The sequence below is a fragment of the Ideonella sp. genome, from assembly GCF_035254525.1.
GTDB lineage: Bacteria > Pseudomonadota > Gammaproteobacteria > Burkholderiales > Burkholderiaceae_C > Ideonella.
Map to the genome: position 1 here is coordinate 1 of NZ_DATFAN010000092.1, position 23,259 is coordinate 23,259.

The 23,259-nt window shown below is 67.8% G+C and carries 14 protein-coding genes; 12 read left to right on the forward strand and 2 right to left on the reverse strand.

Annotated elements, in window-relative coordinates:
- The 11 genes from VJ693_RS08715 to VJ693_RS08765 all read left to right on the forward strand — a co-directional run.
- Nucleotides 1–1,121 (forward strand): hypothetical protein (locus VJ693_RS08715; RefSeq protein WP_324153326.1); only part of this gene is annotated, 1,121 nt, incomplete at its 5' end.
- A complete protein-coding gene (locus tag VJ693_RS08720) occupies nucleotides 1,118–2,596 on the forward strand; it encodes a tryptophan halogenase family protein (protein WP_324153327.1) in 1,479 nt (492 codons plus the stop codon). The genes VJ693_RS08715 and VJ693_RS08720, both read left to right, overlap by 4 nt.
- 14 nt (nucleotides 2,597–2,610) lie before the next feature.
- Nucleotides 2,611–4,674 (forward strand): beta-galactosidase, encoded by a 2,064-nt coding sequence (locus VJ693_RS08725; RefSeq protein ID WP_324153328.1) that lies wholly within the window; start codon nucleotides 2,611–2,613, stop codon nucleotides 4,672–4,674.
- Nucleotides 4,675–4,687: 13 nt separating this feature from the next.
- The gene (xylF, locus tag VJ693_RS08730; RefSeq protein WP_324153330.1) at nucleotides 4,688–5,710 is read left to right on the forward strand and encodes a D-xylose ABC transporter substrate-binding protein; all 1,023 of its coding nucleotides are present in this window, start codon (nucleotides 4,688–4,690) and stop codon (nucleotides 5,708–5,710) included.
- Nucleotides 5,711–5,714: 4 nt separating this feature from the next.
- The gene (locus VJ693_RS08735) at nucleotides 5,715–6,896 is read left to right on the forward strand and encodes a sugar ABC transporter permease (protein WP_324153332.1); all 1,182 of its coding nucleotides are present in this window, start codon (nucleotides 5,715–5,717) and stop codon (nucleotides 6,894–6,896) included.
- Nucleotides 6,893–7,678 carry an ATP-binding cassette domain-containing protein gene (locus VJ693_RS08740; protein ID WP_324153334.1) on the forward strand — a complete coding sequence of 262 codons (786 nt, stop codon included), beginning with the start codon at nucleotides 6,893–6,895 and terminating at the stop codon, nucleotides 7,676–7,678. Before VJ693_RS08735 ends, VJ693_RS08740 begins: the two co-directional genes overlap by 4 nt.
- Nucleotides 7,675–10,266 (forward strand): glycoside hydrolase family 2 protein, encoded by a 2,592-nt coding sequence (locus tag VJ693_RS08745; protein ID WP_324153335.1) that lies wholly within the window; start codon nucleotides 7,675–7,677, stop codon nucleotides 10,264–10,266. Before VJ693_RS08740 ends, VJ693_RS08745 begins: the two co-directional genes overlap by 4 nt.
- Before the next feature lie 343 nt (nucleotides 10,267–10,609).
- A complete protein-coding gene (locus VJ693_RS08750) occupies nucleotides 10,610–12,469 on the forward strand; it encodes a GDSL-type esterase/lipase family protein (RefSeq protein ID WP_324153337.1) in 1,860 nt (619 codons plus the stop codon).
- A 76-nt stretch (nucleotides 12,470–12,545) separates the two neighbouring features.
- Nucleotides 12,546–15,311: a family 78 glycoside hydrolase catalytic domain gene (locus VJ693_RS08755; RefSeq protein ID WP_324153338.1), complete on the forward strand. Its 2,766-nt coding sequence runs from the start codon at nucleotides 12,546–12,548 to the stop codon at nucleotides 15,309–15,311.
- On the forward strand, nucleotides 15,308–16,099 hold the full coding sequence (locus tag VJ693_RS08760) for a ThuA domain-containing protein (protein ID WP_324153340.1): 792 nt from the start codon (nucleotides 15,308–15,310) through the stop codon (nucleotides 16,097–16,099). The genes VJ693_RS08755 and VJ693_RS08760 overlap by 4 nt, the downstream gene beginning before the upstream one ends.
- Before the next feature lie 86 nt (nucleotides 16,100–16,185).
- Nucleotides 16,186–18,174: an RHS repeat-associated core domain-containing protein gene (locus VJ693_RS08765; RefSeq protein ID WP_324153342.1), complete on the forward strand. Its 1,989-nt coding sequence runs from the start codon at nucleotides 16,186–16,188 to the stop codon at nucleotides 18,172–18,174.
- 679 nt (nucleotides 18,175–18,853) lie between these two features.
- Here the strand turns inward: VJ693_RS08765 and VJ693_RS08770 are convergent.
- Entirely contained in the window at nucleotides 18,854–19,135 is a 282-nt protein-coding gene (locus tag VJ693_RS08770) for a hypothetical protein (protein WP_324153343.1), read from the reverse strand.
- A 143-nt stretch (nucleotides 19,136–19,278) separates the two neighbouring features.
- Here VJ693_RS08770 and VJ693_RS08775 point away from each other — a divergent pair, with 143 nt between their 5' ends.
- Nucleotides 19,279–21,786, forward strand: coding sequence for a glycoside hydrolase family 2 protein (locus VJ693_RS08775; protein WP_324153345.1), 2,508 nt, complete (start codon nucleotides 19,279–19,281; stop codon nucleotides 21,784–21,786).
- A 32-nt stretch (nucleotides 21,787–21,818) separates the two neighbouring features.
- Here VJ693_RS08775 and VJ693_RS08780 read toward each other — a convergent pair whose 3' ends face one another.
- Nucleotides 21,819–23,240: a DUF1593 domain-containing protein gene (locus VJ693_RS08780; RefSeq protein WP_324153346.1), complete on the reverse strand. Its 1,422-nt coding sequence runs from the start codon at nucleotides 23,238–23,240 to the stop codon at nucleotides 21,819–21,821.
- Nucleotides 23,241–23,259 lie beyond the last annotated feature (19 nt).

Consider the following 23,259-nt stretch of genomic DNA (forward strand, 5'->3'; position numbering starts at 1 on the left):
TGGAGCTGTCGATGGCCGCGCGCATCACGGTGGACCACAACTCGATCTACCGCGTGCCGCGTGCCGGCATCAACGTCGGCGACGGCACCTGGGGCGGGCATCGCATCACCCACAACGACGTCTTCGACACCGTGCTCGAAACCGGCGACCACGGCGCGTTCAACAGCTGGGGCCGCGACCGCTACTGGCACCCCGACCGCGCCGAGATGGACCGCCGAGCGGCCGCGCACCCTGAGCTTGCGCTGCTGGATGCCGTCGAGCCCATCGTGATGAAGCGCAACCGCTGGCGCTGCGACCATGGCTGGGACGTGGACCTGGACGATGGTGCGTCCAACTACGTCATCGAAGAGAACCTGATGCTGGCCGGCGGCCTGAAGCTGCGCGAGGGCTTCGCTCGCATCGTGCGCAACAACATCCTCGTCAACGGCACGTTCCACCCGCACGTGTGGTTCGACGACAGCGGCGACGTGTTCGAGTCGAACGTGGTGATGGCGCCGTACCAGCCGGTCGAGATCAGGCGCTGGGGGCGCAGCGTGAACCGCAACCTGTTCGCGGCCGAATCCGACCTGCTGCAGGCGCAGGAGCGTGGCACCGATGCGGATTCCGCCGCGGGCGACCCGCGTTTCGACGCGCCGGCCCGGGGCGACTACACGGTCACGAATGCGGCGCTGGCCGCCCGCATCGGCTTCGTCAACTTTCCGATGAACGACTTCGGCGTGCGCCCCGCGCGGCTGAAGGCTCTGGCGCTCCAGCCCGGATACCCCGTGCCGACGCTGCGCGGGCAGGACGCTCCACAGCAGGCCGCCGTGGCGCTGCATGGGCTCAAGCTCAAGTCGGTCGAGACGCTGGGCGAGCAGTCGGCTGCGGGGCTGGGCTCGAAGGCCGGTGTGCTGGTGCTGGCGGTGCAAGCCGCAAGCTCCGGCGAGGCAGCCGGATTCCGCGCGCGTGACGTCATCGTCGGCAGGGGCCAGGATGCGCATGGCGCCCTCGAGCCGATCGCCGATGTGTCGACCTTGCAGACGCTGGTGGAGAAGGGACAGGACCTCCATCTCGTCGTCGTGCGCGACCAGGCCCGGATCGTCCTGCGGTGGCCCAACTCGACCCGAAGGAGCAACCCATGAGCATCTCGTTCGATCGCATCGTCATCGTCGGAGGCGGCACCGCGGGCTGGATGGCGGCCGCCGCGCTGGCCACCGGCTTGCGTGGCCGCAGCACGGTGGAGGTCGTCGAATCCGAGGAGATCGGCATCGTCGGCGTGGGTGAGGCCACTTTCCCGTCGATCCGCAACTACAACCGCATGGTCGGCATCGACGAGGCCGAGTTCCTGCGCGCGACCAACGGCACCTACAAGCTCGGCATCCAGTTCTGCGACTGGCGCGTCAAGGGCGAGCACTACTTCCACACCTTCGGCGATTTCGGCCAGTTGGGCGGCCCGTACGCGCTGTGGGGGCAGTACCGCCGCCTGGCCGGTGCCGCGCCGGGTGCGTTCGGCGAGCAGTGCCTGCCCACAGTGATGGCGATGCAGGGCCGCTTCGTCGCGGCCGACGACAAGGCGCCCTACAACTACGCCTACCACTTCGATGCCTCGCTCTATGCCGGCTTCCTGCGCGACCTCGCGTTGAAGCGCGGCGCGCGGCGCACCGAAGGGCGCATCGTCGAGGTGAACCGGCGGCCTGATGGCGGTGTGCGCAGCGTCAAGCTGGCCGATGGCCGGGAACTGGCCGCCGACCTTTTCATCGATTGCTCGGGCTTCGGCTCGCTGCTGCTGGGCAAGACGCTGGACGAGCCCTTCGTCGATTTCAGCCGCTGGCTGCCGGTGGACCGCGCCTGGGCCTGCCCCTGCGAGCGCACGGCCAGCGAGCTCACCCCCTACACGCGCTCCACCGCGCTCGAGGGCGGCTGGGCCTGGCGCATTCCGCTGCGCAACCGCACCGGCCACGGGCATGTCTTCAGCACGCGCTACATCGACGAGGAGCGGGCCCGCGAGCAGTTGATGCAGCAGCTGGATGGCGCACCGCTCGCCGAGCCGCGGCTGCTGCGCTTCACCACCGGCCACCGCGCGCGCTTCTGGGTGCACAACGTCGTGGCGATCGGCCTGTCGTCCGGCTTCCTGGAACCGCTGGAGTCGACCAGCATCTTCCTGATCCAGAGCGGGATCAGCCGGCTGATGACGCTGCTCACCGCGGGCCAGCCGCTGGATGAGCAGAGCGTGACCCACTTCAACACCGGCGCGGTGAGCCAGTTCGCCCGCATCCGCGATTTCATCGTGCTGCACTACTGCCTCACCGCACGGCGAGACAGCGCGCTGTGGCGCGACATGGCCGCGATGGAGCTGCCCGAGACGCTGGCCTTCAAGATCGAAGCCTGGCGCCGGTTCGGCGTGCTCCATATGTACGACGAAGAAGGCTTCGACGCCACCAGCTGGCTCGCCATCCACGCCGGCATGGGGCACTGGCCCGAGCGAGCCGACCCCGTGCTGCAGGAGCTGCCCCTCGACGAAGCCCTGCAGGCCCTGACCGGTCGTCGCGACGCGGTCGCCGCCGCGGTGGCGCGCCTGCCTGCCCACCACACCTACCTCGACCAGGTACTCGGTTGATCCCAGAAACCCCCATGACACTGAGAAGAACGATCCTGTCCCTCACGCTGGCGTTCGCCGCGCTGAGCCCCCTGGCCGCTCGTGCGCAGAGCGCCGACGGCCGCACCGACTGGCCCGGCGCCGGCCAGCTCTTTGTCGGCACCAACTACCAGCCCTTCGACCGAGCCGGCAAGGATCAGATCCTGCGCGACATCGCGCGCATGAAGCAGGCCGGCATGAAGGTCGTGCGCATGGGCGACCTGTCGTGGGATGCGTTCGAGCCCGCCGAGGGCAAGTTCGACTTCAAGACCTTCGACTGGATCATGGACCAGATGCAGGCCGCGGGCCTGAAGGTCATCTTGGACATCCCCGGCCAGCCGGCCCCGATCTGGCTGCACAAGAAGTACCCGGGCGTCGATGTCGTGAACGAGAAGGGCAACCGGCTCGATCCGGTCGAGCGCTACATGGACAACACCAGCGACCCGAACTACCGGCGCCTGCTGGTGCGCCTGGCCGACACGATGACCAAGCGCTACGCCAAGCACCCCGCGCTGTTCGCCATCGGCTACAACAACGAGAGCGGCAACGGCATGGTGTCGTACTCGGAAGCCGACCGGCTGCGCTTCATCGGCTGGCTCAAGAAGAAGTACGGCACGGTCGAAGCCCTGAACAAGGCCTGGGCAACGCAGCGCTGGTCGCGCCACATCAACACCTGGGACGAGGTGCGCCTGCCCTACATCGAGGGCCCGGGGCCCTACGAGCGCTACCTGGACATGCGGCGCTTCTGGTCCGAGCAGACGATCGAAGTGCTCGTCTCGCTGGAGGCCGTGCGCAAGAAGAACGTGCCCGACAAGCCGGCCATCTCCAACCTGTGGGACAGCGCCTGGCGCAAGGGCTTCGACATGCTGTCGACCTACCGCCAGTACATCAGCTACGGCGCCATGGGCTTCTACCCGGGCGACCCGCTCAGCGCCGGCTTCGAGGCGACCATGATGCGCGCCGGCATGAACGCGCCGATCTGGTTCAACGAGTTCACAGCCGGCGGCCCCGGCTACTACGGCACCAAGGGCCGCTCGCGCATGTGGGCCCATTTCGGCCTGCTGCTGGGCGCCCAGGCGGTGATGCCCTGGACCTGGCACAGCCACCACGGCGGCGAGGAGCAGGCGCTGTTCGGCCTGATCGACCATGACGACCGCGCCTCGTGGAAGCTCGACGAGTTCGCCACCATCGCCGCCGAGTTCGGCAAACTGGAGAAGCTGGGCTTCCCGCGCCTGCAGCGGCCCTTGGTGGCCATCGCCTACGCGTTCGACAACATCATCGCGACCAACCTGCCGAAGGAGGGCATCTCCAACACGGTCCGGCCCTACATCAACCCCGGCTACATGAAGCAGGCGCACAACGCCTACGAGCCGCTGTTCAAGGACAACATCGACGTGGCCGTCATCCACATCGGCCACGAGGACCTGAGCCGCTACAAGCTGGTGATCGTGCCGGGCATGTACCTGCTGGACGCGGCCTCCACCGCCAACCTGCGCAAGTTCGTGGCCGAGGGCGGCACGGTGATCATGACCGCGCAGTCGGCCAAGGTGAACGACCACAACCAGTGGCACGACACGCCGCTGCCAGGTGGCCTGACGGATGTGTTCGGGCTGCGCACCAATGCGTTCTACAACGCCGGCTCGCTGCAGACAACGATCGGCGGGGAAGAGGTCAAGGCCGATCTCGGCGCCTTCGAGGTGCTGGAGCCTTCCACCGCCGAGGTGCTGGCCCGCTTCGCCAACGTCGACGGCCAGTCGCCCGCCATCACGGTCAACCGCTTTGGCAAGGGCAGGGCGATCTACGTCGCCACGGCCGCGCAACCGCAGGTGATGCGGCCGCTGTACCGGCAGCTCTATGCGAGCCTGGGTCTGGAGCCCGGTCCCAAGACACCGGACGGCGTGTATGCGCGCGTCGTCGACGGCCGCGTGCTGTACGTCAACACCACCGGCGAGGCCAAGGACGTGGCGATCGAAGGCGCGATGAAGGGCGTGCTCTCCGGCAAGCGTTGTGACGGTACGCTGCGCCTGGAGCCGCTGGGTGTGGAGCTGCTGGAACGATGAGAAGGAGACTGCAATGAAAACGCATGCATTGAACGTATTGGCCGCCGCGATCGTCGGCGCATCCGGCCTGGCGCAGGCGCAGGTGGTGGGCGTGAGCTGGTCCAACTTCCAGGAAGAGCGCTGGAAGACCGACGAGAAGGCCATCAAGGAGCAACTCGCGAAGGCAGGCGCCAGCTACGTGAGCGCTGATGCGGGCGGCTCGCCCGAGAAGCAGATCGGCGACATCGACAGCCTGATCGCCAAGGGCGCGAAGGCGCTGATCGTGCTGGCGATGGACAAGGACGCGATTCAGCCGGCGCTTGCCAAGGCGAAGGCGCGCAACATTCCGGTCATCGCCTACGACCGCCTGATCGAGGCGCCTGGCGTCTTCTACATCACCTTCGACAACAAGGAGGTGGGCCGCATGCAGGCGCGCGGCGTGCTCGCCGCCAAGCCCAAGGGCAACTACGTGATGATCAAGGGCTCGCCCACCGACCCCAACGCCGACTTCCTGCGCGCCGGCCAGCAGGAGGTGCTGGACGCGGCGATCAAGAAGGGCGAGATCAAGATCGTGGGCGAGGAATACACCGACGGCTGGAAGCCTGAAGTGGCGCAGCGCAACATGGAGCAGATCCTCACCCGCAACGGCGGCAAGGTCGATGCGGTGGTCGCCTCCAACGACGGCACCGCCGGCGGCGTGATCGCGGCGTTGTCGGCGCGCGGCCTGAAGGGCGTGCCCGTGTCGGGGCAGGACGGCGACCATGCCGCGCTCAACCGCGTGGCCCTGGGCACGCAGACGGTCTCGGTGTGGAAGGACGCGCGCGACCTGGGCCGCGAGGCCGCCTCGGCCGCGCTCGCCATGGCGGCGGGCAAGCCGGTGCCGGGGGCGGTGAAGTGGTCGGGCGGCGAGAGAAAACTGACCATGGACGCGATGTTCCTGAAGGCCGTTCCCATCACCCGCGCCAACCTCGACGTGGTGATCAAGGCCGGCCACATCAGCAAGGCCGAAGCCTGCAAGGGCGTGAACCCCGCGGACGCGCCAGCTGCCTGCAAGTGAAGCGATGCTGAAGCAATTTCAAATCAGTTCGCTGGACTTGCGCCTGTCGATCATGGCGGGCGTGCTGCTGTTGATGGCCGGGGTGTTCCAGTCGCTGAGCGGGCAGTTCATCTCGGCCGAGAACCTCTACAACATCGCCCAGCAGACCGCGGTGGTGGGCATCATCGCCGCGGCGATGGCGCTGGTGATCGTCGCGCGGCAGATCGACCTGTCGGTGGGGTCCGCGCTGGGGCTGGTGGGCGTGCTCATCGCCTGGCTGATGTACACCAAGGGCTGGCACTGGGTGCCGGCCAGCCTGGCCGGCCTGGCCGTGGCGCTGGCGGTCGGGCTGTACCAGGGCTGGCTGGTCGCAGGGCTCGGCGTGGCGTCGTTCGTCGTGACCCTGGGCGGGCTGATGTCGCTGCGCGGCGCGGCCTTTCTCGTGGCTTCCGGCAAGACCCAGCCGGTCACCGACCCGGTGTTCCTGATGCTCGGCGGCGGCCTGGACGGCGCGGTCGGCCCGCTGCCGAGCCTGCTGCTCGCGCTGGCGCTGTCGGCCTGGCTCACGTGGCGCATGCTGCAGCGCAGGCGCCAGCAGCGCACGCACGGTCTCGTGCCGCGGCCGCTGTGGTTCGACGTGGTGGTGACGCTGCTGCTGTGTGCGGCGGCGATCGGTTTCGCGGTGGCGATGAACGCCTACCGCATTGGTGACAAGCCGCAAGGGCAGGGCATTCCCGTGCCCGTGCTGGTGTGGGCGGTGGTGGTGATGGTGGTGTCGTTCCTGGTGAATCGAACGCGGTTCGGCCGCTATGTCTATGCCATCGGCGGCAACCCGGAAGCGGCGCTGCTGGTGGGCATCCCGGTGCGGCGGGTGATGCTGCAGTTGTTCATGCTGTTGGCGGCGCTGGTCACCGTGGCGGCCATCGTCGCCGTGGCGCGGCTGAATGCCGGCACGAACTCGCTGGGCACCAACCAGGAGCTCTACGTCATCGCCGCGGCAGTGATCGGCGGCGTGGCGCTGTCGGGCGGCAGCGGCACGGTGCTGGGCACCGTGCTGGGCGCACTGGTGATCCAGTTCCTGGAAAGTGGCTTGCTGCTGCTGGACGTGGACATCGGCTGGCGGATGGTGATCGTGGGCCAGGTGCTGATCGCGGCGGTCGTCTTCGACGTGCTGTATCGGCGCGCCACCGGGGAGCGTCTGGCATGAGCGCGGCGCTCGTCGTGATGAAGGATGTGTGCAAGGCCTTCGGTGGCGTGCACGCGGTGGAGAACGCCAGCCTGGCCGTTCACCCCGGCGAGGTGCTGGCGCTGCTGGGCCACAACGGCGCCGGCAAGTCGACGCTGATGAAGGTGCTCGCGGGCGCGTTCGCGCACGACGCGGGCGAGATCCGCATTGATGGCCGCGCGGTGGAGATGCGTTCCCCGGTGGACGCGCAGGCGCTGGGCATCGAGACCATCTACCAGACGCTGGCGCTGGCCGACAACCTGGATGCGGTGGCCAACCTCTTCCTCGGCCGCGAGCTGCTCACGCGCTACGGCACGATGGACGACTACGCCATGGAGTCGGCGGCGCGCGCGGTCTTCCGAAAGCTCAACCCGAACTTCCAGAACATCCGCGTGCCGGTGCGTTCGCTGTCGGGCGGCCAGCGCCAGGTGGTGGCGATCTCGCGCGCGCTGTACTTCAACGCCCGCGTGCTGATCATGGACGAGCCCTGCGCCGCCCTCGGCCCCGAGGAGACGCGCATGGTGCACGACCTGGTGCGCACGCTGAAGGGGCAAGGCGTGGGCATCATCCTGATCTCGCACGACATGCCGGACGTGTTCGCGCTCAGCGACCGCCTGTGCGTGATGAAGAACGGCCGCACCATCGGCACCTACCGCACCAGCGACGTGGACGAAGAGGCGGTGCTGGGCATGATCATCGCGGGCCGGCTGCCGCCGGGCGTGGCGTCGTGCACGCGCATGGAGGAGGGAGGGCGCGTGGCATGAGGGGCCGCCTGCTGCGCTGCCTCCTGGCTCTGTGCTGCATCGCGCTCAACGTTGCACCGGCGGCCGCCGAAGAGCCGGCGCGCCTGCGCCAGAGCTTCAACGCCGGTTGGCGCTTTCACCTGGGGGACGCGGCGGGGGCCGAGGTACCTGGTTTCGACGATGCCGGCTGGGAGAGGGTGGGGCTGCCGCACAGCTTCAGCATTCCCTACTTCCAGTCGCCCGCCTTCTATGTGGGCTTCGGCTGGTACCGCAAGACGCTGGTGGTCGAGCCGCGCAAGAAGTGGGGGCAGACCTTCCTGGAGTTCGAAGGGGCGTTCCAGGATGCCGAAGTCTTCGTCAACGGCGTGAAGCTGGCCCGCCACCGCGGCGGCTACACCGGGTTTCCTGTGAACATCACCGCGGCGCTGCGGCCGGGCAGCAACCTCATTGCGGTGCGGGTCAACAACAAGTGGGATCCGACGCTCGCGCCACGGGCCGGCGAGCATGTATTTGGCGGCGGCCTTTACCGCGACGTCTGGCTGGTGCAGACCGATGATGTGCACGTGCCGTGGTCGGGCACCTTCGTCACCACGCCGGAGTTGTCCGCCGAGCGAGGCCATGTCGCGTTGCAGACAGAGATCCGCAATGACGGCAGCCGCGAAGAAGCCGTCACCGTGCTGACCGATGTGTTCGATGCCAAGGGCCGCAAGGTCGCCAGCCTGCCGAGGCTGACGCTGCGCGTGCTGGGCGGGCAGACGGTCACGGCGCACCAGCGCTCGGGCGACATTCCGCGACCCGAGCTGTGGTCGCCGGAGACGCCCGTGCTCTATCGGGCGGCGACGAGCCTGGTGGTCGGTGGCCGGACGAGGGACCGCTTCGATACCGAATTCGGTTTCCGCTGGTTCTCCTGGACCGCCGACCAGGGCTTCTTCCTCAACGGCAAGCACCGCTACTTCCGCGGCGCCAACGTCCACCAGGACCAGGCGGGTTGGGGCGACGCGGTGACCAACGGCGCGATCGAGCGCGACGTGGCGCTCATCAAGGAGGCCGGCTTCGACTTCATCCGCGGCTCGCACTACCCGCACGACCCGCATTTCTCCGAGGCTACCGACCGCATCGGCCTGCTGTTCCTCTCCGAGGCGCCGTTCTGGGGCACCGCCTACTTCAACAACGATTGGAGCTCCTCGGCCTATCCCACCGATCCGGCGCACCGGGCCAGCTTCGACGCCAGCGTGAAGCAGCAGTTGGCCGAAATGATCCGCATCCACCGCAACCACCCGTCGATCGTCGCGTGGAGCATGGGCAACGAGGTCTTCTTCACCGCGGAGGAGACCCTGCCCGAGGCGCGCCGCCTGCTGAAGGAGATGGTCGCGCTCACGCACGAGCTCGATCCCACGCGCCCCGCCGCGGCCAGCGGCGTGCAGCGCGGCGATCTCGACCACCTGGGTGACATCGCCGGCTACAACGGGGACGGCGCGGTGCTATTCCCCAACCCCGGCGTGCCGAACTTCGTGGCCGAGTACGGCTCGACCATCGCCGACCGCCCCGGCCGCTACGACCCCGGTTGGGGCGACCTCGAGAGAACACCCGGCGCGGTGGCGGGCCGGCCCGAGACGTGGCGGCCTGCATGGCGCTCGGGCGAGGCGATCTGGGCCGGCTTCGACCACGGCTCCATCGCGGGGCGCCAGTTCGGGTCGATGGGCATCATCGACTACTCGCGCCTGCCCAAGCGGGCCTGGCACTGGTACCGCAACGCGTACCGCGGCATCGCGCCACCCGATTGGCCGACGCCGGGGCGCGCCGCGGCGCTCAGGTTGTCGTCCAGCGCACCGGTGATCCGCCGCGCCGACGGCACCGACGACGTGCAGGTCGTGATCACCGTGGTCGATGCCGACGGGCGCGCACTGAGCAACACGCCCCCGGTGCGGCTGCAGATCGAGTCCGGCCCGGGCGAGCTGCCCACCGGCCGCCATATCGACTTCGCGGCCGACTCTGACATCCCCATCCGCGATGGCAAGGCGGCCATCGCCTTGCGCAGCTGGCAGTCCGGTGTGAGCCGCCTGCGCGCCACCTCGCCCGGCTTGCAAGACGCGACGCTGGAGATCCGCGCGCTCGAAGGCCCGCCGTTCGAGCCGGGTGTCACGCCGCTGGCGGCCGACCGCCCCTACCGTCCGTCGAAGCCCGCGGTCGCGGTGCAGGCGCAGGAGCAAGTCTTCGGCACCGACAACCCCACCGATGCCAGCTCCGCCGCGGCCGGCCATTCCCCACGCCTGGTCAACGACGGCGATGCCGCCACCTGCTGGGCGCCGGCGCCCGGTGACGCGGACGGCTGGGTGTCGGTGGATCCGGAGCGCGTGCTGAACGTGACCCGGCTCGTCATCATGCTGCCCATGCCGGGCCAGTATGCCTTCCGGGCCGAACTGCAGGCGGCTGACGGCGGCTGGGCGGTGCTGCTCGACGAGCCGGTGCGCGACGTGCCGCAAACCACGGTGGAACTGCCCACGCCATCACTGACCGGGCGGAAGATACGGCTGCGCGTTCGCTCCGCGGCGGGCGAGCCGGCCTGCGTGTCCGAGATGCGCGTTGCGGGCCGGCTGAACAGCCAGTAGCGCGCCGGATGAAGGCCGGCCTGCTGCGCCACCTTCTGGCCCTTTGCGGCCTGGCGCTGTGTTTCCCGAGGTCTACACCAGCGACCCCTCGCCGGTGGTCCTCGAGCCGCCCGCCTGCGTGAAAAATCCGCGCCCCGGTTCAGCCGCATGCAGCGGAAATCGTCCGGTTAGCTCGCCGTAATAACTTGCCGCCGCGCACTCCCTACGATGCGCCCAACCGAACGCAAGCCGCTACAGATTCGGGTCTCCAGGGAGTGCGGTTCCATCGGAAGGCAATGCCTTGGAAGGGTTCAGTGACATGACGAATCGCGCTCGATCAGCCGGGGCTTGCGCTTCCCCGAGGTTGTGGCGTCGGGCCCTGTGGGGCCTGCTGCTGTCCTGCGGTGCGTCCGCATTCGCGGCCAGCGGCGACGGCGGCCTGGCGGATCCCAACATCACCTACGTCGGGCGCTGGGACCAGAGCAGCAGCACGCGGTACACGAGCCACTGGGACGGGGCCTACCTGACGGCCCGGTTCACGGGCAGGAACGTGGCGGTCAAGCTGGCCGAGGGGACGGGGTTCAGGGCCGTGATCGATGGCGGGCCAGCGGTGAAGGTCTGGGGCTGGACCGGCAGTGCGGTCCCGCTGACTTCCACGGCGCTGGCGAACGACGGCCCGCACACGCTGCAGATCATCGCCGACTACGACACCACCGAAGTGCAGTTCCAGGGGCTGGTGCTGGACCCGGGGGCGACCACCCTGCCGATCATCGGCCCCCGGCCGTTGATCGAGTTCATCGGTGACTCCATCACCGCCGGGCAAGGGTCCAGCGAATGGGCCACCACCGACCATGCGTGGCTCACGGGCGAGGCACTGGGTGCCTTCCATACGCAGATCGCGAGAGCGGGCATCACGCTGACCGATGGGTTCCACTATTCGGACAACACCTGGCCCGGGATGGAGTCGATGTACTTCAGGGCCTGGGTCCCCGACCGTTGCGGCAACCCCCAGTGCACCCCCGACCCCACCCACCCCGCCGTCCCGCCGTGGGACTTCTCGAAGTACAGCCCGAAGGTGATCGTCGTCAACCTGGGCACCAATGACTGGAATCTTGGCGTGCCGAAAAGCCAGTTCCAGACCGAGTACACCAGCTTCCTCGCGAACGTCCGCGCCAAGCATCCCGCCGCGGAAATCTTCGTGCTGCGCACGTTCAACGGCTATCTCGTCCCCGAGACGCAGGCAGCCGTGAATGCGCGGATCAGCGCAGGGGACACCAGATTGCATTTCGTCAATACCGACGGGTGGCTGACGCTGCACCCGTCCGCCGATTTTTCGGATGGCTTCCATCCGAGCGACGCGGGCTACAAGAAGGTCAGGGACCGTCTGGTGCCGATCCTGCTGCCGTACGTCGCCGACAGCGTGGTGTCGGTGAACGACGCCCGGTTCAACTACGACAGCACGGCGAGCTGGCCCTCGGGCGGGCAGGTCGGTGCCTACCAGAACGACAACCACTGGTCGAACATGCCCGGCGCCTCGTACCAGGTGCCATTCAGCGGCACCCAGGTGCATCTCTATGGCGCACGGGCGCCGTGGCATGGCATCGCGGCGGTCTCCATCGACGGTGGCCCTGAGACCAATGTCGATACCTACGCCGCCAGCCGCGCCGACGGCGTGTGGCTGTGGAGCAGCCCGGTGCTCGCGGCGGGGCCCCACACGCTGAAGGTGCGCGTCACCGGCCAGAAGAACGCCAGCGCGTCGGGCACCTACGTCGTGGCCGACCGCGTGGACATCGTCAACGGCGGCCTGAACGTGCTGGGCAACGCCGGCTTCGAGAGCGGGCCGAGCGACTGGACGGTGGCGACCTCGGCGCCGTCGCAGTCGTACGTGAGCACGACGAGCCCGCGCTCGGGCACCTCGCACCTCGTGCATTCGAGCGCGAGCCCGTACTGGGTGGCAACCTTCCAGACCCCGACGGGGCTGAGCAACGGGCTGTACACCGCGCGCGCCTGGGTGTGGGGCACCGCCGGCCACCAGCTCTACGTCAAGAACTACGGCGGAGCGCAGAAGTCGATCACGCTGACGACCGGTTCCAACACCTACACCGAGCTGGTCATCCGCGACATCAACGTCACCAACGGCAGCGCCGAGGTCGGGCTCTGGAGCTACGACCCGGCGGGCAACGGCTGGCTGATCGTCGATGACGTGAGCTTCTACAAGCAGTAGGACCGGCTCGCCGGTACGCGGGCCGCGGCACGCTCGCCGCGGCCATTTGCCTTTGTCGGGTTTGCCTGGAAAACAGATGCGTCGTGCCTTCTCCCGCCTGCTGGCGTTGCTCACTCTGGGGGCTGCCCACGCCGCTGCACTGCCGGCCCACGCGGCGGCCGTGGGCGAACTGACGGTCAGCGCCACGACCACCAACGCGCGCACGCTGCCGCTGGGCATCGACACCGACGACGTCTCGCTGACCTGGACGCTGGCCGCCCGCACGCGCGGCGCGCGCCAGCTGGCCTATCAGGTGCGCGTCGGCACCGCACCGGGTCGATGGGACACCTGGGATTCCGGCAAGGTGATTTCCGACCGGCAGATCGACGTGCGCCTGCCCGCGTCGAAGCCGTTGCGGCCTGCCACCCGCTACCACTGGCAGGTCCGTGCCTGGGACCGGCACGGCCGCCCCGGCGCCTGGAGCGAGCCAAGCTGGTTCGAGACCGGCCTGATCTCGGCTGCCGATTGGCAGGGCGCGCAGTGGATCGCCGCGCCGTTCGATGCGCCCGACCAGCCGCGTCCCCTGTTGCGCGGCACGCTGAGCGTGGACAAGCCCGTGCGCCAGGCGCGGCTGTATGCCACCGCCCGCGGCGTGTACCAACTGTGGCTCAACGGCCAGCCCGTCGGCGACCAAGCCCTGGCGCCCGGCTGGACCGACTACCCGCAGCGCCTGCAGGTGCAGACCTACGACGTCACCGACCAACTGCGCAGCGGCGCCAACGTCATCGGCGCGGCGCTGGCCGACGGCTGGTTTCGCGGCAAGGTGGGCATGGGGTGGAAGGCCGTCTACGGCCAGCAGCTCGCGCTCAAGGCCAAGCTGCGCGTCACCTATGCCGACGGCAGCACGCAGGACTTCGGCACCGACGGGCAATGGCGCAGCCTGCCCGGCCCCTACGTGCGGGCCGACCTGCAGGACGGCGAGCAATACGACGCGCGCCGCCTGCCGGACGGATGGGCCGAACCCGGCTTCGACGACGGCGCGTGGCAGGCCGTGGTGCTGCAGGCCGACACGGCCGCCCGCCTGGTGCCGCAACCCGACGAGCCGGTGCGCGCCACCGAAGTGCGCACGGCGCAGGCGCGGTTGCCGGCTCCGAGCGGGGTCTACATCTACGACGTTGGGCAGAACATGGTGGGCGTGGCCCGGGTCACGCTCAGCGGCCGCGCCGGCCAGACCGTGCGCCTGCGCTATGGCGAGGAGATCTACCGCCGCGGTGACCGCCAAGGCCAGCTCTACACCGACAACTTCCGCAGCGCCGCCGTCACCGACACCTACACCTTCGCCCGCGACGAGACCGTGACCTGGCAGCCGCGCTTCACCCAGCACGGCTTTCGCTACATCGAGATCACCGGTGTCGATGCCGAGCCCGCGCTCGCCGACGTGCAGGCCGTGGTGCTGGGCTCGGACCTGCCTGACATCGGCGACCTGCGCCTGTCGCACCCGATGCTCGACCAACTGGTGCGCAACATCCGCTGGGGGCAGCGCGGCAACTTCCTGTCCATTCCCACCGACACGCCGGCGCGCGACGAGCGCCTGGGATGGACCGGCGACATCAACGTGTTCGCGCCCACCGCGAGCCGCCTGCAGGACACGCGGGCCTTCCTGTCGAAGTGGATGGACGACATGCGCGACGCCCAGCGCGTCGACGGCAACATCCCGGCCGTGGTGCCGTTTCCGGGCAAGCAGTTCGGAGAGACCGGCGTCGGCTGGTCGGACGCCTTCATCACCGTGCCCTACGCCGTCTGGCGCGCCACCGGCGACACGCGCATCCTGCGGCGCAACTGGGCGGCCATGCGCCGCTTCTACGATTTCGTGCACGCCAGCGCGACCACGGATGGCACCCTGCTGGAAGAAGGCCGCGCCTCCTGGTTCTCGGGCGACTGGCTGAGCCTGGAAGGGGTGGACCGGATGCGCGAGCACCCCGTGATCGCGACGGCGTATTTCGCAGAGAACACCCGCATGATGGCCGAGATGGCGGCCGCCCTGGGCGAGGCGAAACGGGCGCGTGCCGGCCGGGCGCTGGCCCAGCGCATCCGCCGCGCCTTCGCGCGGGCCTACGCCCAAGCCGATGGCCGCATCGAGCCCAGCACGCAGACCGCCTATGCGATGGCACTGGGCATGGGCCTGCTCGCGCCCGGCGCCGAACGCGATGTGACCGCGGCGCGTTTCGTGGAGAAGCTCGCGGCGGACAAGGACCACCTCAAGACAGGCTTCCTCGGCACCCCGTGGCTGCTGCCGGCGCTGTCCAGCATCGGGCGCGACGATCTCGCGATGCGCCTGCTGCTCAACGAAGACTACCCATCCTGGGGCTTCGCGATCCGCATGGGGGCCACCACCGTCTGGGAACGCTGGAACGGCATCGGTCCCGACGGCGAGTTCGGCCCGGTGGACATGAATTCCTTCAACCACTACGCCAACGGCGCCGTGGGCGACTGGATGTTCCAGCACCTCGGCGGGCTGCAGATGATCGAGCCCGGCTACAAACGGGCGCGCATCGCGCCGCTGGTGTCGCACGCGGCACTGAGCCACGCAAAGGCGAGCCTGCGCACGCCGTACGGGCTGCTGGCGAGCGACTGGCGGCGCGCACCCGATGGCCTGTACCTGAGCGTGGACGTTCCCGTTGGGACCGAGGCCGAGATTCTGCTGCCGGCACCGAGCCTGCACCTCGTTCGGGAGGGGCTGCACGCAGCGTCGCGCGCCCCCGGCGTTCGGCAAGCGCGCTGGAACGATGGTGTACTGACCCTGCGCGTGGGCTCCGGCCATTACGAGTTTCGCAGTGCTTCTACCGGAGGGAACGCACAATGAAACACCTTCGCTTCCTCACCTGCCTGGCTGCGCTGGCCTGGGCCTTGGCGGCACCGGCGATGGCCGCGGCGCCAAAGAAGATCCTCGTCGTCACGACGACGCTGGGCTATCGCCACAGCTCGATCGAGACCGCCGAGCGGGTGCTGGCATCGCTCGGCAAGTCATCGGGTGCGTACGAGGTCGAACTGGCCACCGTCGACCCGGCAGCCACGCCCGACCCGGCGGCGTACAACGAACAGGTCAGGGCGATGCTGGCGCGCAAGCTGAACACGGCCGCGTTGAAGCAGTACGACGGCATCGTCTTCGCCAACACCGTGGGCGATCTGCCACTGCCCGACAAGGAGGCGTTCATCCAGTGGGTCAGGGACGGCGGTGCGTTCATCGGCATCCACAGCGCCAGCGACACGCTGCACGGCTATCGGCCCTACGTGGAGATGCTGGGCGGCGAGTTCGACTATCACCGCGAGCAGGTGGCCATCGAGGCGATCCGCCGCGATGCCGCACATCCTGCCACCCGTCACCTGCCGGCCACCTGGAATCTCGAAGGCAAGAAGGAGGAGATCTACGTCTTCAAGAACTACCAGCAGGCCCAGGTGCACGAGCTGCTCGTGCTGGATCGGCACCCGAATACCCGGGCGCCGGGTCACCATCCGATCGCGTGGTGCCGCGAGTTCGGCAAGGGCCGCATCTTCTACACCGCGCTTGGCCACAACGAGCATCTGTGGCAGATGCCGGCGTTCCAGCAGCACCTGCTCGGCGGCATCGAGTGGGCGCTGAGGCTTGAGTAGGCGGCGGCCCGACAACCTGCCTAATCGCCGATCTCGGGGGCCAGCCGCTTGGCGCTCGTGGTGCATGTCTTGACCCCGGCGCGTTCTTGACAGGCGTCACAAGAGCCTGTGCCGCTGGCTCGTTAGAGATTGGCTACGGCGCGGCCGGCTTCCTGGACACGGTCACCGACGCACGCAGCCTGAAGACGCAATACGGCCGCAACGGTTTTGGGCAAGTCACCACTCTCACCAGTCCAGACATCGGAGTCACGAGCTATACCTATGACGCCGCCGGCCGCCCAAGCAGCGAAAGCCGCGCCAACGGCCGCAGCATCAGCTACGGCTGGGACTCGCTGGGCCGGATGACGTCGCGCACGTCCGCTGGCGTGACCGAGACGCTGACCTATGACCAGGGGAGCTACGGCAAGGGCAAACTCACCGGCTTGGGTGGGCCGGGCGGCAGCGTCAGCTACGGCTACGACGCCGCCGGCCGCCTTACGTCTCAGACCGTCACCGCCCAGAGCCAGTCGATGACGATGGGCTGGAGCTACAACACCGTTGGCCACCTCATCGGCATGACCTACCCTGACGGCCAGACGCTGGAAGTGCAGTACGACGTCTATGGCCGCGTCAATGCCTTGCTCGGCAACCCCGGCGGCGGGCGGCAGACGCTGGCCGACAGCATGCTGTACCAGCCGGCCACGAACGCGCGCTATGGCTGGCGCTTCGGCAATGGGCTGCCGCGCTTGTTCACCCTGGACACCGACGGGCGCGTCACGCGGCTGCAGGGTGGTGCGCCGCACGACCTGAGCCTGCAGTACACGACGAGCCTGGACACCATCTCCGCCATCACGGACAGCGTGTACGGCGCCCAGAGCTCCAACTTCACGTATGACCTGCAGGACCGGCTGAAGACGGTGGTGCGAAGCGGCGGGAATCAGAGCTTCGGCCTGGATGGCGTCGGCAATCGCACAAGCCAATCCGTCGTCGGCGTTGCTTACACCTACACCCCTGCGACGAACAGCAACCGCCTGGACAAGGTCGCCGGCGGTGGCACCACCCGCAGCTTCGGCCATGACGGGGCGGGCAACGTCACAAGCTCGACCACCGGCTCGACCGCACAGGTGTATGGCTACGACGCTTTCGACCGGGTGAGCCAGGTCACCACCGGCGGGACGGTGGTAGGCAGCTACGGCTACAACGCGCTGAACCAGCGGCTGTGGAAGAGCACGTCCGCGGGCATCACGCGCTACGTCTACGGTCTCGGCGGCGAGTTGCTGTACGAGCGCGGGCCCCAAGGCTCCACCGCTTACGTCTGGCTGGGCGGCGAACTGCTGGGCATCATGCGCGGCAGCGCCTTCTACGCCAGCCACAACGATCAGCTGGGGCGGCCGGAAGTGCTGACCAATGCGGCAGCGCAAGTGGTCTGGCGCGCAGCGAACGACGCATTCGGGCGAAACGTCGTCGTCAACACCGTCGGCGGTCTCAACGTCGGGTTCCCCGGGCAGTATGCGGACGGGGAAAGCGGGCTTTGGTACAACTGGAATCGGTATTACGACGCGAGCGTTGGGCGGTACATCCAATCTGACCCGATTGGGCTCACGGGCGGCATCAACACCTACGCATATGTGGGTGGGAACCCGCTGAGCATGGTGGACCCGATGGGGCTGGCCGGTGGCACGGGTGGTGGCAATCACGCAGCCTGTTCCTGCCCGACACCTCCGAAAATGCCTGGTTCTGAGAATAGCTGCCCCAGGCAATCCGAACTCGACAAAAACATCAGGGAGGCGAACCCTGGTATCAGCATGAACATCGTGGAGTTCTACCAAGCGGTTCGGAATAAAGGGCGCTGGGATTACAAACAGCAAGGGGCCGAGTACCAAGATTTCGGCAACTTCAACTATGGCGCCACAGGGCAAGCTGCGGGGTTCGGCCCTATCCTTCTACCAGCGGCAGGTTGGGCTCAAACGCGTGCAGGAACATCCAAGCCTGAATGGGGGTCGCCGTTCGGAAAGGCTCCCTATGGTGATGACCCTGCTGACCAAGCGATGATTCGAGCCGGCATGCAGTACGCCCGTTGTGGGTGCGGCAAATGAGAGTTGGAGCTGCTTGCCTCGGGGCTCTCTTGTTGGCAGCTTGCTCTCCGAAATTGGAGGAGCTGTCTCGACAACGCACAAATGATGGCCTTGTCGAGGCCGCCACATTTGCTCGCCAAACTGATGCAACGGTGCCTACTCCAACTGAGATTTATGTTCTTCCAGCGGGTAGTGGTCCATCTGGCGAAGCGGTCTGGCGAGCAGACAAGGTTCGCGGATTGGTGCTGAGTTGGTCCTCAGATAGCACGTTGTCGGTTCAAGCAGAAGAAGCCCGGGTGTTCCTCGAGCGTGACCATGTGGAGGTCTCCATCAATGGTGGGCCGCTTCGCAAGGTTGAAGTCAAGTACCGGATTGAGAAAAAACTTTAGTTGAGTCGGTGCTACAGGGTCCAGGCTGGCCAGAGGCCACCCCAAAGGGCTCGGCCTTGACGCGGTGGCTCAACGTACGACGCTCGCCGTGGGCGGTGTGCATGCAGACGAAGTGGCATACACCGCTGACGGCAGAGGGCGACTCGCTCCCTTCCCTGGGAAGGGCGGGGGGGATGGGTTGGAGCCGCTGCCGCAGGACAGCGGGCAGCACCGGCCGGCGCCGGTGCTGACGCAAAGGCGCAGCCGCCCCGAGGCGTGGGGGCTTCGGGGTCACGTCTTGCGTCTTGCGTCTTGCGGCCGCGGTCCCCTTCTTACCCTTGTCTTCGGGCGTGACGAACCCGCTTGAACGGACCGGGTGGCGTCATGAGTTCGCGCAGCGCGTCGAACACCGGCTTGAGCTGAGCGCGAGTGTTGCGGCTGAAGGCGTCGTGGCCTATGGCCAGGGCCTCAGGCTTGTCTTCGAGTTCGTCCAGTCGCTTGGCCAAGTCACCATGCGTGGCGGTCTGGGTACGCACGCGCACGAAGGTGCGCATGATCTCGATGTTCACGGCGATCGCGCGCTGACTGCCGAGCACCGAGGACAACATGGCCACGCCCTGCTCGGTGAATGCATAGGGTGGGTGATCGTTCCGTTAGGAATCGGTTGGGACGGTGGCGCCAGGCTCGCCTAGAGTCGCCGCGATCGTGACCGGGATAGACGTGCATCCAGGCTCGCTCCTTGGTCGAGGAGACTCCGATGATTGAGACGAAGATCCGCGGCCTTTGGTGGGCCGTGTTCGCCCTGCTGGCGTTCTTCCTGTGTGCCGGCGCGGCGCGCGCGGCCTACGTGCAGCCGCTTGTCGACCGCGCGAAGGTGCCGCTGAACGGAACGTGGAAGTTCACGAAGAGCACCACGCTCACCGGGGCCGGCGTCACCGCCTACGACGACAGCGCGTGGGAATCCGTGACCGTGCCGCACACCTGGAACGTCGTCGCTTCGTACTGGAACAACAACCGCATCGCCGATGCCAGCAACTCGTGGTACCGCACGCACTTCACAGTGCCTTCGGGCGACGCGGGCAAGCAGATCTACGTGAACTTCGAGGGCGTGTTCCAGGTGGCCGACGTCTACGTGAACGGTCAGTACCTGGGCCAGCACCGCGGCGGCTACACCCGCTTCACCTTCGACGCCACCAAGGCCATCGTCTACGGCGGCGACAACGTGCTGGCGGTGATGGTGAGCAACATGGACTGCGCGGACTGCCTGCCCGACCAGAACGTGGGCGGGTGGAAGGGCTACGGCGGCATCTACCGCAAGGTGTCGCTGATCAAGACCAACAAGTATCAGGTCTCGACGACCAACTTCGCCTCCAGCGGCGTGTACGTCACCCCGTCGAATGTCAGCGCGTCCTCGGCCGACGTGTCGATCCGCACTGTGGTGAGGAACAGCGACAGCGTCGGCAAGACCTTCCTGGTGAAGAACTTCGTGGCCGATGCCGCGGAGAACGTCGTGCTCTTCCTGCAGCAATGGGTTTGGGTGAACCCGAACCAGAGTGTCAGCGTCACGCAGACGGGAACGATCCCGACGCCGCGTCTGTGGGGGCCCGCCGATCCGTACCTCTACAACGTGCACGCCAACGTCTGGGTCGATGGCGCCATCGCCGATTCGGTCAACGAGCGCATCGGTTTCCGCTCCTACCTGCTCACCACCGACGATTTCGTCTTCAACGGGGCTTCGATGAAGCTGCGCGGCGTGAGCAAACACCAGGAGACGGAGACGCGGGCGACGGCGGTCACCGATGCCGACCTGATCACCGATTGGGACAACTTGCAGGATCTGGGCGTCAACTTCGTGCGCCTCGTCCACTACCCGCACGCCGAGCTGGAATACAAGCTGGCCGACGAACGCGGCCTGCTCGTGTGGGCCGAGAACGGCCATACCGGCGGCGGGCTGCCGACGGCCAACGGCGACACCATCAACAAGGAGATGGTGTACCAGAACTTCAACCACCCCTCGATCGTCTTCTGGAGCGCGGGCAACGAGGCCAACGGCATCGACGCGACCTCGCACTACGCCACGGTGATCAAGGCGGCCGACGCTTCGCGGCCCGTGGTCTATGCGTCCAACTGGCAGCGGCCGAGCAACCTCGATTTCATCTTCGACAACACCTACCCCGGCTGGTACGACGGCCAGGGCACGATCTACGACTGGATCACCGACGGGCGGCGCTGGATCTCCGAATCCGGGGCCGGCATGGTGATCACGAACCAGAACCCCGACTACTTCAACTTCGCGCACACGGTGGACCGGTACGAACCCGAGCAGTTCGGGCAGCTGGCCAACGAGGTGAAGTTCCAGGACATGTTCGTCAGCCGGCCCAGCCACGTTCCGGTGTTCTCGAACTGGGTGTTCCGGGACATGGCGTGCAACAAGTACAAGGGCCTCATCAACTCGAAGGGCCTGGTCACCTTCTCGAACTACAAGAAGGACATCTACTACCACTTCAAGTCGTTCGCCAAGAGCAGCCGCGTCATCCACGTCGTCGGCCCGCACTACTTCCTGCGCAGCGCCAACCCCTCGGGCCAGGGCGACGTGAAGGCCTACTCGAACGCGCCGACGCTGACGCTCACCGTCAACGGCATCAACAAGGGTGCCCTGGGCAACGGCAGCTACAAGCACCCGAACGGCCTGGTCGTCAACAACGCCTTCCTGTGGCGCAACGTGCTCTCGCTCGGCCGCAACGACATCGTCGTGTCCGACGGCAACGGCGCGTCCGAGAGCACGACGGTGTACTACAAGGGCAACGGTTCGACGATGCCGGCGGAAGGCAGCGCGAAGATCACGAGCCTGGCTTCCGGCAACTCCGCGAACCCGGCCTTCTACATCCGCACGCCGCTGAAGGACCAGTACCCGATCTACCACGACTTCGACGGCACCGGCGACAACACGTTCGACGTCGTGCCTTCGGTGCTTGCCGGCGCCGACGGCTGGATCGCCACCAAGCGCCAGAGCGACGCCACGAAGGCGGCCAGCGTGTCCTTCACGATGGTCACCACCGGCGACGTCTACGTGATGTTCTCGAAGCAGGCCGGCGTGCCTTCATGGCTCACCGCCGCCGGCTTCGTCAACACCGGCGCCAGCGGCAAGTGGAGGGACGACGCTCTGCTGCTGACCGACTACCAGGTCTACAAGAAGACGGTCGGCGGCGGCACCCGCGTGACGCTCGGCGGCACGGCCGTCGACTTCCTCGTCGTCGTGAAGTAAGGGCGGCCCGCAAGCTCCCGGGCTGTGCCCGCTCAACGTGCTCGCGGCTCGATGTGCAGGATCACTCGTTGGTAGCGGGTGAGGGCGGGCGTGCCCTTGTCGGTGACCTGCACGACGACGTGGGCCGTGGCGGGGGCGGCCACCTCGGGCACCTGGAAACGCAACCTGGCCAGGTTCTCCGTGCCCAGCGACAGCGGGGCCTCGAGCGTGCCGGGCTCGGGGTAGGCGAACCAGAGGAAGCTCAGGCTGTCGCCATCGGGGTCGGTGCTGGGGCTGGCGTCGAGCGTGATCCAGTCGCCACCGCGCAGATGCAGCTCGGCGGCATGCGCCAACCGCACGACGGGCGCATGGTTGGCCTCGGCAGGCGAGTGCATCGTCCAGCGCATGCGCGCGGCGAAGTCGTTCTGGAACGCCTCGCGCCAGCGCCACAGCGTCACGCCCGCGTCGCTGAACTCGCGCTCGCCGGGCTTGACGGGGCGGCCGTAGGCTGAGTGCGGGAAAGGGCGGTAGCGATCCACGGCGTTGGTCCAGATCGGGCGTGTCTCGGCCTCGATGGGGACGCCGCCGTTGAAACCGCCCGGATCGGTGTCTTCGCGGCGCGGCGTGTAGAGCGCGTAGCGCCCGCCCCAACCGCCCCAGTCGGGATGTTCGGGTGCGTTCAAGCCATTGGGGATGAGGCCGAGGAAGGAGGGGGTGTCGCCCTCCATGCCGTAGGCGACGTCGGGATAGGCCGCGCCGAGAGGGCCTTGGCCCTGCTGGATGTGGCTGGCGATCCAGGCATTGCTGACGCTGCTGTTGTCGATGCCTTCGACCACGCGGTGGATGGCGCCCCAGGTGGCGTTGCCGTAGCCGCCGGGGCTGACGATGTAGAACAGGTCCGGAAACTGGCGGCGCAGCCAGGCCCCGGTGTCGTCCTGGTCGGAGATGGCGTAGACGCGCAGGCGCTTGACGGCCTTGGCGACGGCCTCGGTCGAACGCGTGCGCTGCAGGCTGTACAGGGCTTGCGCCAGGGTGTTGGCGCCGCCCCAGACGCTGACCCACAGCGGGCGCGGGTCGGGGCGTTCCAGCTCGCGCCGCAGCAGCTCGGAGCCCGGGGTGTCGCGCCCATCGCCAATGGCTTTCATGCCATAGCCGGGCTGCCCGGGGGCGACGCGGGCCAGCAGCTGCGCGGCCTCGGGGTAGGCGCGGTCGTGCCGGCGAAGCCGGGGCAGCACCTGGGCGTAACGCGCGATCACCCGCCGGATCGACTCGGGGTGGACGCCCTGCCTCATGTGCACCGAGGTGGTGGCCACCAGGCCGCGCAGCTCGATGTCATTGGCGTAGAGCAGCAGCCGCACCAGGGATTGGGTGTCGTCCGGTTCGTTCTCGATGTCGGTGAGAACGATCAGGCGCTGCTTGGCAGGCGGTGCCGCGGCAGCAGATGCGCCAAGCGCGGCGCCCGAAAGGCACAGCATCCCAAGCCAGGCGCTGATC